Source organism: Streptomyces sp. DSM 40750 (assembly GCF_024612035.1).
Taxonomy (GTDB): Bacteria; Actinomycetota; Actinomycetes; order Streptomycetales; family Streptomycetaceae; genus Streptomyces.
Genome location: NZ_CP102513.1, coordinates 9,999,511 through 10,011,557, shown reverse-complemented (window position 1 = coordinate 10,011,557; position 12,047 = coordinate 9,999,511). Strand labels below are relative to the sequence as shown.

Sequence of the window (12,047 nt, the reverse complement as noted above, 5' to 3'; positions counted from 1 at the left end):
ACCCACCATGCCCGAATACCGCCGCATCCTCCTGGACGGGGCCGCCGTCCAGGTCACCGTCGACGGTGACGAACTGGTCGCCGGGGACGGCCGCCGTGTCAAGACCGAGGAGGCCCAGCACCTTCCGCCGGTCGTGCCGTCGAAGGTGGTCGCCGTCCACCTCAACCACCACAGCCGCGTGGACGAGTTCCGGATCGAGCTCCCCGAGACGCCCACCTACTTCCACAAACCGACCTCGGCCCTCAACGCGCACAAGGGCGCCATCGTCCGCCCCGAGGGCTGCAAGTGGCTCAACTACGAGGGCGAGGTCGCCATCGTCATCGGGAAGACCGCGCGCAACATCTCCCCGGCCGAGGCGGGCGAGTACATCGCCGGCTACACGATCGCCAACGACTACGGCCTGCACGACTTCCGCGACACCGACGCCGGCTCGATGCTCCGGGTGAAGGGCTCCGACACCCTCTGCCCGCTCGGCCCCGGCCTGGTCACCGACTGGGACTTCCACGGCAAGCGGCTGCGGACGTACGTCAACGGCGAGGTCGTCCAGGACGGTTCGACGGACGAGATGAAGTGGGACATGCACTACCTCGTCGCGGACATCGCCCGCACCATCACCCTGTACCCCGGTGACGTCCTGCTGTCCGGCACCCCGGCCAACTCCCGTCCCGTACAGCCCGGTGACATCGTCGAGGTGGAGGTGGAGGGCCTCGGCCGGCTCACCAACCACATCGTCACCGGCCCGACCCCCGTACGGACCGACGTGGGCGCGCAGCCCACGGAGTCCGAGGAAGTGCTGTCCACGGCCCTCGGCGGCGACTGGGAGTTCCGCGGCGTCCGCCCGCCCAAGCGGTGACGTCCCGGTGCGGAGACAGGCAGGTAGGGTCACCCGCATGACCGACTCCGCCGACGCGCCCAAGAGCCGCAAGCCACGCAAGCGGCTGCACTACGGCGAGGGGCGCGAGGCCCTGCTCAACGCCGCCGTGCATGTGGTGGCGCGGGGCGGACTGCGCAAGCTCACCTACCGGGCCGTCGCGGAGGAGGCGGGGGTCACCCACGGTCTTGTCGTGCACCACTTCGGGTCGCGTGACGCCCTGATCGAGGAGGCCCTCGCCCACACGATCCGCACCTCGCTGAGCACGAGTTCCCTCGAACCGGGCACCGGCAGGGTCGCGGACTTCTCCACCGGGGTGTCCGACATGGTCACGGCGGATCCGGACACCCAGGCGTTCCAGTACGAGCTGCTGCTGGAGTCCCGCCGCCGGCCGGAGCTGCTGCCGCAGATCCGTGAGCTGTACGACGAGTACTTCGACGCCGCCCAGCGCGAGCTGGGCCGTATGCTGCCGGCCGGCGCGGACAGGGCGCTGACCAGGCTGGTCTTCGCCGCGCTCGACGGTCTGGTGCTGCATCAGCTCGTCCTCGGCGAGCCCGACGTCACCGAGGCGGCCCTGGAAGAGCTGCGCTCGCTCCTGAGGCTCCTCGACGCCAACGGCGACACCGCCGGCGAGGCCCGCGAATAGCGCCTGACCTGCGCATTTCAAGGCCCTGAACGCTCGGCGTCCAGGGCCTTCCGCCGTGGTGCCGCCGCAGGTCTCGTCCGGTTCCCGAATGCCGGGCGGAAATCTTCACCCAGCCCCTTGCCAAACGGATAGTTCGAGCCCACGATAAGGCAACTCGTTTGGGTAGAAACGAACCCATCCCTCCCCGTCCCCGACAGGTGATCCGAGTGGACAGTCAGACGGCGGTCGCCCCGCACAGCACACAAGATCCATCCACCGCAGGCAGGCTCAAGCCCGATTCCCTCGGCGTCCTGGGCATCCTCTTCTTCGTCCTCTCCGCCCAGGCACCGCTGACCGGCATCGCCGGTGCCGTCCCCATCGCCGTCGTCATAGGCAACGGGACCGGAGCACCCGCCGCGTATCTCGCGGCCGGCATCGTGGTCCTGCTGTTCTCCATCGGCTTCGTCGCCATGGGCCGGCACGTCGTGGACGCCGGCGCCTTCTACACGTACATCGGCAAGGGGCTGGGCCGCTCGACCGGCACCGGCAGCGCCGGCGTCGCGCTGTTCGCCTACTGCGCGATCCAGGCCGCGATGTACGGGCTGTACGGCGCGACGGTGAGCGGCCTGGTGGAACACTACGCCGACGTACAGATCGCGTGGTGGGTCTGGGCGCTGGTCACCATGGTGGTCGTCCAGGTCCTCGGCGCCGCCGGGATCGAGATGGGCGCCAAGGTGCTCGCCGTGTTCGTCCTGGCGGAGTTCAGCATCCTGATCGTCTTCGCCCTCGTGACCTTCGTCCAGGGCGGCGGCCCCGAGGGGCTCGGCTTCGCCGACAGCTTCTCGCCGGACGCGGCGCTCCAGGGCGCACCCGGTGTGGCGCTGATGTTCGCCGTGGCGTCGATGTTCGGCTTCGAGGCGACCGCCATCTACGGCGAGGAGGCCCGGGAGCCGAGGAAGACGGTCCCGCGCGCCACCTATCTGTCGGTCCTGGTGGTCACCTGCTTCTTCGCCTTCACCTCGTGGATGCTGGTCTCCGCGCACGGTGCGTCCCGGGCCACCGCGGAGGCGGGCAAGGCGCTGGAGAGCGGCGATGCCACGTCCTGGGTCTTCGCCCCCATCGCGGCGCAGTTCGGCGCGTGGACCGGCGATGTGCTGCCGATCCTGCTGGCCACCTCGCTGTTCGCCGGCATCCTGGCGTTCCACAACTCCGCCAACCGCTATCTGTTCTCCCTGGGCCGCGAAGGTCTGCTGCCGCACGGGCTGACCACGCTCAACCGGCGTCACTCCCCCTGGGTGGCCGGCATCGTCCAGACGGTGATCGCGGTGGCCCTGGTGATGCCGTTCGCGCTTCTCGGCAAGGACCCGGTGCTGACGCTCTTCTCCTGGTTCAGCGGCGTCGCCGTACTGGGGATCATGCTCCTGTACTTCCTGACCTCCGTCTCCGTGGTCGTCTTCTTCCGCCGCTCCCGTGCCGACACCCGGCCCTGGAACACCCTGATCGCACCGATCCTGGGCGCGCTCGGCATCGCCGGGGCGATCTGGCTGATCATCGCGAACTTCACCACGCTCATCGGCGGCGACGAGACCACCGCCGTCTGGCTCCAGCTGACCGTCCCGGCGGTGCTGGTCCTGGGGCTGGTGGTGGCGCGGCTGACCCGGCGCGGGCAGACCGTCGCGGGCTGACCGCGCCGTCCCGCCCACCACGCCGACCGCGATACCACTCACCGCCGACGGCGGCGCCTCTCCCCGGGTGCCGCCGTCGGCCCACTCACTGTCATCGGACCGCAGTCGTCGACTCGCACCATTTCGAACCATCAGGAAGAGGAGAGCTGATGCCGGCCCTCACCCACGACCATCTGCTGCGTCGCGCCAAGGAACTGGACCTGCCTGCCCAGCACCACATCGACGGGGTGGACGAGCCGGGCGGGGGTGCCGCGTTCGCGGTCGTCTCGCCCCGTGACGGTCAGGTCCTCGTCGAGGTCGCCGACGCCCGGACCGCCGAGGTCGACCTGGCCGTGGCCGCCGCCCGCCGGGCCTTCGACTCCGGCCCCTGGCCCCGCCTCGCGCCCGTCGACCGGGGCCGGATCCTGCTGCGCATCGCCGAACTGCTCGAAGAACAACGGGAGAAGCTCGCCCTCACCATCACCCTGGAGATGGGCAAGCCGATCACGGACGCGTACGACATCGAACTGCGCGCCGCGATCAACACCTTCCGCTGGTACGGGCAGCTGGCCGACAAACTCACCGACGAGACGCCCCACACCGCGCCGGACGCCCTGGCTCTGGTCACCCGGGAACCGGCGGGTGTCGTGGGCGCCGTCGTCCCCTGGAACTTCCCCCTGACGCTGGCGAGTTGGAAGGTCGCCCCGGCGCTGGCCGCGGGCTGCACGGTCGTACTGAAACCGTCGGAGAACTCACCGCTGTCCGCCCTGTTCCTCGGCCGGATCGCCACCGAGGCCGGACTGCCGCCGGGCGTGCTCAACGTCGTCACCGGGGACGGGCCGGTGGCCGGGCGGGCGATCGGACTGCACCCCGATGTGGACGTCCTGGCGTTCACCGGCTCCACGGCGGTCGGCCGTCACTTCCTGCGCTACGCCGCCGACTCCAACCTCAAGCGCGTCTGGCTGGAGTTGGGCGGCAAGTCGCCGAACATCATCCTCCCCGACGCCCCCGACCTGGAGAAGGCCGCCGCCACCGCCGCCTGGGGCATCTTCTTCAACCAGGGCGAGATGTGCACGGCCCCCTCCCGGCTCCTAGTGCACTCCTCCGTCGCCGAACGCGTCACCGAGGCCATCGTGGCCCGGGCCGGGGAACTGCGGGTCGGCGACCCGCTCGACCCGGCCACCGAAATGGGCGCGATGGTCGGTGAGGGGCATCTGGAACGCGTCCTCGACCACATCGGCACCGGCCTCGACGAGGGCGCGCGGCTGCGGGCCGGCGGCGATCGCACCCTGGCCGACACGGGCGGCAGCTATCTGCGGCCGACCGTCTTCGACGGCGTGGACCCGGGCATGCGGCTCGCCCGCGAGGAGATCTTCGGCCCCGTCCTGTCCGTCCTCACCTTCGACGACCTGGACGAGGCGGTACGGCTCGCCAACGCCACCGAGTACGGCCTGGCCGCCGGGCTGTGGACCTCCGACCTGTCCACCGCGCACCAGGTCTCGCGTGCGCTCAGGGCCGGGACGGTGTGGGTCAACTGCTACGAGGAGGGGGACCTGACCGTCCCCTTCGGCGGCATGAAGCAGTCGGGCAACGGCCGCGACAAGTCCGTCCACGCCATCGAGAAGTACACCGAACTCAAGACCACGTGGATCCAGCTGTGACCACGCCCGTGCGACCGCTGATCGCCGTTCCCGCCCGCTTCTCCGCCACGACCTCCGCGCTGCGGTACGCCGCCGAGGTCAACGCCCGCGCTCTGATCGAGGCCGTCTGGCGGGCGGGCGGCGAACCGGCGAGCATCCACCCCGCGGCCTCCTCCGGCTCTGAAGTCGCCTCCCGCCTCGCCCGGTTCGACGGTGTCCTGCTCCCGGGCGGCGGCGACCTCGCCCCACACCGCTACGGCGCCGCCGACACCCACGACAGCGTCTACGACGTGGACGAGGTCCAGGACGCCTTCGACCTCGAGGTCGCCCGTACCGCACTGGACTCGGGCCTACCGCTGCTGGCCGTCTGCCGCGGCCTCCAGGTCGTCGACGTCGCCCTCGGGGGCACCCTGGAGCAGGACATGGGCGGCCCGGAGCGGGAGCACCGGCACGTCGTGCACCCGGTGGCGATCCGGCGCGGCACCCTGCTGGAGCGGGCCACCGGCGCGCAGAAGGTGGAGGCGTCCTGCTACCACCACCAGCGGGTGGACCGCCTCGGCGCGGGACTGGAGGTCACCGCTCGCGCCGCCGACGGCACTGTGGAAGGACTCGAACTCCCCGGCGCGGCCGGGTGGTTCACCGCCGTCCAGTGGCATCCCGAGGACACCGCCCACGAGGACCCCGCACAGCAGGGCCTCTTCGACGCCCTCGTACGGGCCGCCGCGGAGCGACGCTGACCCGCACAGGTCATCGCGTCCAGTAGGCGATGTTGCGGAAGCGTGCCTCGGCGCGGCCGGAGCCGTGGTGGTAGACGCCGTTCTTGAAGTAGCGGGTGGCGGGGCCCCGGTCGTCGACGGTGAGGACGAGGGAGTCGTCGAAGTAGACCTTGATGGTGCCGGTCCCGCTGCTCGCCTCGTGGGCGATCTTCACGTTGAACCAGGTGTCGTACGCGTTGGTCTTGAGCACCGTGCCGTCGTAGCGCCGCACGGTGCCGCCGCCTGTGTTGTAGGCGTTGAGCATGATGTCGGTGGCCGGCGTGCCCGAGGGGCGGCGGGTTCGCAGGGTCTGGACGAAGGACGCGCCGTCGGTGCCGGCCGGGAGGTAGACGTCGGCGTCCCACATGTGGTCGCCCGTCGTGTAGTCGTTCTTCCAGCGCATCTCGGTGCGCGGGTCGGTGGTGTTGCCTTCTTCGAACGGCTCGTCGGTGCTGTACACCCACATGCGGTGGACGCCACCGCTGTAGCTGTGCCGGTCACCGAGGTCGAGGTTCCAGGGCTTCTGCCAGCTGTACGTGAACGAGGTCCGCGTCCAGCCGTCGGTCGGATCGGCGGCCGGTACCGCCGTCGCGGCGCCGACGAGCGGGGACTGCGACAGGGTCAGCGCGGCACCGCCGGCCAGCAGGCCGGCTCCCGCCCGTAAGACGGTTCGCCTCTTCATCAGGTGTCCTTCCCGGGAAAATACATCGGAGGGGTCAAACGTCTGGACCATGTTGCCAAAGTGAGCATGGAGTCCAATTGCGCTCCCCCACAGCCTAATTCCGGCCTGTATTGAGCCGAATCTCGCCACCACCCAGACCATTGACAGGTACACGAACCCTGCCTAGGTTCGCCGATACACCCGATGTATCGATGACCCTCAGTCAGTTTCAGGTTTCAGGTCTGGAGGACGATGATGACCTCGCAGTCGGGGAGGCACTCACCCCTGCCCCGCCGTACCGTGCTCGGTACCGCGCTGGGCGGAGCGGCGGTGGCGGCCCTGCCCGGGACGGCCCACGCCGGACAGTCCTTACCGGCGACACCGCTCGCCGATGCCGATGAGGCGGCCCCGGGCGGCAGACGCCCCTGGAGACTCCGCTCCACCATGGCCACCGACCGCTCCTGGGACGGCTTCCTGCGCGAGCAGGACCTCCGGTGGACCAGACTGCCCACCCGCTGGTACGAGGGCCCGTTCCTCGGTGACGGGCTGCTCGGCAGCATGATCTACCAGGAGCCGGGGGCCAACCAGATCCGTTTCACCGTGCAGCACGGCCGAGTCCAGGACCACCGGCCCGAGTTCGGCAGCGGCTGGGGCACCTGCCGGCTGCCGGTCGGACACCTCACGCTCGAACCGGTCGGCACCATCACCGCCGTCGACTGGCGGCTGAGCCTGTGGAACGCCGAACTCACCGGCACCGTCACCACCACCGCCGGCACCCTCACCTTCTCCGCCCTCATCCACGACGAGGTCCTGGCCGTCCGCGCGAAGGCCGCGGGCGGCGAACGGGTCGTCTGGACCTTCCATCCCGAGGAGGCCATCAGCCCCCGGAAGATCAGCGAGGCCCCGCCCGCCGGCTACACCGCCAACCCGCCCTGGACGACGCGGACCACCAGCGACGGCATCGAGCAGGTGCTCCAGCCCCTCACCGTCGGCGGCCAGACCGCCACCGCCTACCGCCGCTCCGGCGACGAACTGCTGCTCGGCGTCGGGCACAGCTCGCCCTCGACGACCGCCGCCGAGGCCGACTCGCTGCGCCACGTCCGGCAGGCGGCGTCGTACGGCGCTCTCCGGCGGCGGCACCTGCGCTGGTGGCACGCCTTCTACCCGAAGAGCTTCGTCTCGTTCCCCGATCAGCGGCTGCAGAGCTTCCACTGGATCCAGCTCTACAAGGTCGCCTCCGCCAGCCGCGCGGGCGGCCCCGTCATGGCCACCTCGGGGCCGTGGCTGGAGCCGACGCCGTGGCCCGCGGTCTGGTGGAACCTCAACATCCAGCTGGAGTACTGGCTCGTCCACGGCTCCAACCACCTGGAACTCGACTCGCTCGCCACCACCGTGCGGCAGAACCAGGAACAACTGATCGCCAACGTGCCCGCCGCCTATCGCGCGGACAGCTCCGGCGTCGGCCGCAGCTCCGACATGTTCGCCAACCGGGGGGTGGGCCGGCCGGGCAGCGGCACCGAGGTCGGCAACCTCACCTGGGCGCTGCACAACGTGTGGCTGACCTACCGGCACTCCATGGACAAGGCCCTGCTGCGCGACACCGTCTTCCCGGTGCTGCGCCGGGCGATCAACTACTACCTCCACTTCCTCACCCCGGGCAGCGACGGCAAGCTGCATCTGCCGAGCACGCTCTCGCCCGAGTACCCGGTCGTGCCGCCGCAGGACACCAACTACGACCTGGCCCTCATCCGCTGGGGGTGCCAGACGCTGATCGAGTCGGCCGAACTGCTCGGTGTCGACGACGAGTTGATCCCGCGCTGGCAGGAGGTGCTGGCCCGGCTGACGCCGTACCCGGTCGACGACAACGGCTACATGATCGGCGCCGACACCCCGTACGCGCAGTCCCACCGGCACTACTCGCATCTGCTGATGGTGTATCCGCTGTACCTCGTCAACTGGGAGCAGCCCGAGAACCGTGACCTGATCACGAAGTCGGTGGTCCGCTGGCAGGCGCTCGCCAGTGCCCACCGGGGCTACAGCTACACGGGGGCCGCCTCGATGTACGCGATGACCGGCGACGGCGACACCGCGATCACGTATCTGAAGAAGTTCTTCGACCCCACCACCCGCTACCCCTGCCAGGCCAACACGCACTACACCGAGGCCGGTCCGGTCATCGAGACACCGCTGTCCGCCTCGCAGTCACTGCACGACATGTTCTGCCAGAGCTGGGGCGGCGTGATCCGCGTCTTCCCGGCCGTCCCGTCCGCCTGGGCGGACGTCACGCTGCACGACTTCCGCACCCAGGGCGCCTTCCTGGTCAGCGCCGTCCGCAAGGCGGGGGCGACCGAGTTCATCCGGATCAGGAGCCTGGCGGGCGAACCGCTCAAGCTCCGGCACGGTCTCGGTGGCCGCCTCACCGTGCTCCTCGACGACGGCATCCCGGCCCGTACCCACGACCTGGGTGACGGCACCCTCGCCATCGATCTGCCCCGGGGGCGCGAGGTGCTCGTCCACTCGGGCGCCCGGCCCGACCTCGTGATCGCGCCCGTCGCCGTCAGCGAACCGGGCGCGGCCTGGGGACTGCCGTAAAGGCCACCTCCAACGCCACACGCTCCACCCCCACGTCAGCAACAGGGAGGGTTCTCATGGCGGTTCCGATCAGGACCGCGGTCGCCGGGCTCTGCGCCGGGCTGGTGGCCACACTTCTCACAAGCATGCCCGCGCGGGCCGAACAGCAGGACCGTGCCTGGGCCGTGTCCTCGGCGGCACACGCACCGCGCGCGCGGGTGTCCCTGGACTCCACCACGGGCGCCTTGAGCCTGGCGGTGTCACGCGGCGGCCGTACGGTCGTCGAGCCGTCGCCCGTCGGCATCGTCACCGAACAGGCCGATCTGTCCCAGGGCCTGCGCTTCCTGCACCGCGAGAACCGGGTGATCGACGAGCGGTACCGGACCAGGTCCGGCAAACGGCTGGACCGCCGGGTCCGGATGAACGAGACCCGGCTGTCGTTCGCCACCGCCGCCGGTGCCCGGCTCGACCTGGTCGTCCGCGCCTCCGCCGACGGCGTCGCCTACCGGTACGTCCTGCCCGCCGACTACGGCGATGTGCTCGGCGAGACCTCCGCCTTCAACCTGCCGCCGGACGCGAGCGCGTGGCTCGGTACCTACCGGGCCGACAACGAGGGCCAGTTCGTCCGGTACACCGCCGCGAGCGCGCCCACCGGCGCGTACTCGGACCAGGCCTTGTTCGAGACCGACGGCGGTTACACCCTGCTCGCCGAGTCCGACCTCACCGGCGCCTACTCCGGTGCCCGCCTCGCCCACGACCAGGGCACCGGCACCTACCGGATCAAGCTCGCCGACGACCGGGTCACGACCGACGGCCCCGTCGCCACCCCCTGGCGGGCCATGGTCACCGGCGACCTCGCCACCGTCACCCGCTCCACCTTCACCGACGACCTCGCCCCCGCCTCCAAGGTCGCCGACCCCTCCTGGATCCGGCCCGGCACCGCGCTGTGGACCTGGCTCGCCGGCGGCCGCCCGGCCGGCCAGAGCCTCGCCGCGCAGAAGGCCTACGTCGACTACGCCGCCGAACGCGGCTGGCCCTACGAGGCCGTCGACGCGGGCTGGTACTTCAGGTCCGACGCCTGGGACACCACCGACCCGGACTGGCAGACCAACAGCTGGATGCCGGAACTCGTCGAGTACGCACGCGCCAAGGGCGTCGGGATCATCGTCTGGATCCACCAGCGCGAGCTCGACACGGCAGAGGAACGCGCCCAGTGGCTGCCCACCCTGGAGCGCTGGGGCGTCAAGGGCGTCAAGATCGACTTCATGGACTCCGAGGCGCAGTCCACGCTCCGGTGGTACGACGCGATCCTCCCGGAGACCGCCGCCCACCACCTCCTGGTCAACTTCCACGGATCCACGATCCCCAAGGGCATCCAGCGCACCTGGCCGCACGTCATGACACTGGAGGGCGTCGCAGGCGAGGAGAAGCGGACCAACACCGCCGCCCACCTCACCACCCTGCCCTTCACCCGCAACGTCATCGGCTCCATGGACTTCACCCCCGGCGCCTTCCAGCGCGTCGGGCTGCGCCCCAACTCCGACGCGGCCGAGGTCGGGCTCACCGTCGCCTACGAGTCGGGCATGCAGATGTTCGCGGGCACCCCCGAGTCGTACGACGCCCGGCCGCTCGCCCGGGCCTACTTCGACCAGGTCCCCGCCGCCTGGGACGACACCCGGCTCCTGGCCGGCGAACCCGGCCAGGAGGCCGTGCTCGCCCGCCGCAGCGGCGACCGCTGGTTCCTGGGCGGGGTGTACGCCGGCGCGGCCCGCACAGCGGAAGTCCCGCTGTCCCTCTCCCCCGGCCGCTGGCTGGTGGAGACGATCCGGGACGGCACCGACGGCCTGGTCCAGGACCGGCAGGTGCTGCGCGGCGGCGACACCCTCACCGTCGACGTCACCACCAACGGCGGCTTCGCCGCCCTCGCCTGCCCCTGGCGCCCGGGCATCACCACCTGCTACCGCTGAGCCGCGCCGACTCGGTCGCCCACCTCGTCGCCCACCTCGTCGTCCTCAACGACGGCGAGGTGGGCGCGGCGCGACCCGTACACGCGAACCGGAGGGCGGCGGATCGGCGGGCCACAGGCGGCGGGTGCGCGCCGAGCGCGGCCTTCAGCGGGGCCGGCGGGCGTTGAGGCGGGCGGCCTGGCGTGTCAGGTGGTCGCGTTCGGCGAGGTTGGGTGCCTTCTGAGCCGCCTGGGCGTAGAGCCGTGCCGCCGTCGCCAGGTCGCCGTCGCGCTCGTGGAGGTACGCCGCGACCGCGGCGTGGCGGGGCAGTGAGTCGTCCAGCGCCGCGAGCGCCGCCAGGCCGGCGCGCGGGCCGTCGGCCTCGCCGACGGCAACCGCGCGGTTGAGCCGGACGACCGGGTTGTCGGTCAGGCCCGCCAGCTCGTCGTACCACTCGACGATCTGCACCCAGTCGGTCTCCTCGGCGGTGGGCGCGTCGGCGTGGAGGGCGGCGATGGCGGCCTGGGCCTGGAACTCGCCCAGCCGGTCGCGGGCGAGAGCCGACTGGAGGATCGCGACGCCCTTGGCGATCGACTTCGTGTCCCAGCGACCGCGGTCCTGCTCGGCGAGCGGCACCAGGCTGCCGTCGGGCGCGGTCCGGGCGGCGCGCCGGGCGTGGTGAAGCAGCATGAGGGCGAGCAGCCCCGCCACCTCGGGGTGGTCGATCGCGGTCGCGAGCTGCCGGGTGAGCCGGATGGCCTCGGCGGCGAGGTCGACGTCGCCGGAGTAGCCCTCGTTGAAGACCAGGTAGAGGACGCGCAGCACGGTGGCGACGTCGCCGGGCTGCTCGAACCGCACACCGGAGACCGTGCGCTTGGCCCGGCTGATGCGCTGCGCCATGGTCGCCTCGGGCACCAGGTAGGCCTGGGCGATCTGTCGGGTGGTCAGCCCACCGACGGCGCGCAGCGTGAGCGCGACCGCGGACGACGGCGTCAGCGAGGGGTGGGCGCACAGGAAATAGAGCTGGAGTGTGTCGTCCGTGGCGGGTGCGGGCCCGGGGACCGGCTCCTCGTCGACGAGGTCCTCACGCCGGCGGCGGGCGGCGTCCGCGCGCGTCGCGTCGAGGAACTTGCGCCAGGCCACGGTGACCAGCCAGCCCTTCGCGTCCCGCGGCGGGTCGGCCGGCCAGACGCGGACCGCCTCGACCAGCGCGTCCTGCACGGCGTCCTCGGCCGCCGCGAAGTCGGCTCCGCGGCGGACGAGGATGGCGAGCACGCTGGGCGTGAGGCTCCGGAGCAGGGCCTCGTTCATCAG

The 12,047-nt window shown here is 71.3% G+C and carries 9 protein-coding genes; 7 read left to right on the top strand and 2 right to left on the bottom strand.

The features are described 5' to 3' along the window. The first annotated feature begins 7 nt into the window (after positions 1-7). From JIX55_RS43850 to JIX55_RS43830, 5 genes are all read left to right on the top strand, one after another. Positions 8-853, top strand: coding sequence for a fumarylacetoacetate hydrolase family protein (locus tag JIX55_RS43850; RefSeq protein ID WP_257568773.1), 846 nt, complete (start codon positions 8-10; stop codon positions 851-853). A 37-nt stretch (positions 854-890) separates the two neighbouring features. Then, the gene (locus JIX55_RS43845; RefSeq protein ID WP_257568772.1) at positions 891-1,517 is read left to right on the top strand and encodes a TetR/AcrR family transcriptional regulator; all 627 of its coding nucleotides are present in this window, start codon (positions 891-893) and stop codon (positions 1,515-1,517) included. A gap of 206 nt (positions 1,518-1,723) precedes the next feature. After that, entirely contained in the window at positions 1,724-3,181 is a 1,458-nt protein-coding gene (locus JIX55_RS43840) for an APC family permease (protein WP_257568771.1), read from the top strand. 149 nt (positions 3,182-3,330) lie between these two features. Beyond that, positions 3,331-4,821: an aldehyde dehydrogenase gene (locus JIX55_RS43835; RefSeq protein ID WP_257568770.1), complete on the top strand. Its 1,491-nt coding sequence runs from the start codon at positions 3,331-3,333 to the stop codon at positions 4,819-4,821. Beyond that, positions 4,818-5,537: a gamma-glutamyl-gamma-aminobutyrate hydrolase family protein gene (locus tag JIX55_RS43830; protein WP_257568769.1), complete on the top strand. Its 720-nt coding sequence runs from the start codon at positions 4,818-4,820 to the stop codon at positions 5,535-5,537. The genes JIX55_RS43835 and JIX55_RS43830 overlap by 4 nt, the downstream gene beginning before the upstream one ends. Before the next feature lie 10 nt (positions 5,538-5,547). On the opposite strand, the gene JIX55_RS43825 is transcribed toward JIX55_RS43830, so the two are convergent. Next, positions 5,548-6,237, bottom strand: coding sequence for a polysaccharide lyase family 7 protein (locus JIX55_RS43825; RefSeq protein WP_257568768.1), 690 nt, complete (start codon positions 6,235-6,237; stop codon positions 5,548-5,550). Positions 6,238-6,471: 234 nt separating this feature from the next. Here JIX55_RS43825 and JIX55_RS43820 point away from each other — a divergent pair, with 234 nt between their 5' ends. Then, the gene (locus tag JIX55_RS43820) at positions 6,472-8,808 is read left to right on the top strand and encodes a glycosyl hydrolase family 95 catalytic domain-containing protein (protein ID WP_257569696.1); all 2,337 of its coding nucleotides are present in this window, start codon (positions 6,472-6,474) and stop codon (positions 8,806-8,808) included. Positions 8,809-8,864: 56 nt separating this feature from the next. After that, positions 8,865-10,754: a glycoside hydrolase family 97 protein gene (locus tag JIX55_RS43815; RefSeq protein ID WP_257568767.1), complete on the top strand. Its 1,890-nt coding sequence runs from the start codon at positions 8,865-8,867 to the stop codon at positions 10,752-10,754. A 144-nt stretch (positions 10,755-10,898) separates the two neighbouring features. On the opposite strand, the gene JIX55_RS43810 is transcribed toward JIX55_RS43815, so the two are convergent. Then, the gene (locus JIX55_RS43810; RefSeq protein ID WP_257569695.1) at positions 10,899-12,044 is read right to left on the bottom strand and encodes an RNA polymerase sigma factor; all 1,146 of its coding nucleotides are present in this window, start codon (positions 12,042-12,044) and stop codon (positions 10,899-10,901) included. Positions 12,045-12,047: the final 3 nt, after the last annotated feature.

Excerpts from the sequence above, each read along its gene's own strand:
- JIX55_RS43815 (WP_257568767.1), top strand. The coding sequence starts at position 8,865 with ATGGCGGTTCCGATCAGGACCGCGGTCGCCGGGCTCTGCGCCGGGCTG.
- JIX55_RS43820 (WP_257569696.1), top strand. The coding sequence starts at position 6,472 with ATGACCTCGCAGTCGGGGAGGCACTCACCCCTGCCCCGCCGTACCGTG.
- JIX55_RS43835 (WP_257568770.1), top strand. The coding sequence starts at position 3,331 with ATGCCGGCCCTCACCCACGACCATCTGCTGCGTCGCGCCAAGGAACTG.
- JIX55_RS43850 (WP_257568773.1), top strand. The coding sequence starts at position 8 with ATGCCCGAATACCGCCGCATCCTCCTGGACGGGGCCGCCGTCCAGGTC.
- JIX55_RS43845 (WP_257568772.1), top strand. The coding sequence starts at position 891 with ATGACCGACTCCGCCGACGCGCCCAAGAGCCGCAAGCCACGCAAGCGG.
- JIX55_RS43810 (WP_257569695.1), bottom strand. The coding sequence starts at position 12,044 with ATGAACGAGGCCCTGCTCCGGAGCCTCACGCCCAGCGTGCTCGCCATC.
- JIX55_RS43825 (WP_257568768.1), bottom strand. The coding sequence starts at position 6,237 with ATGAAGAGGCGAACCGTCTTACGGGCGGGAGCCGGCCTGCTGGCCGGC.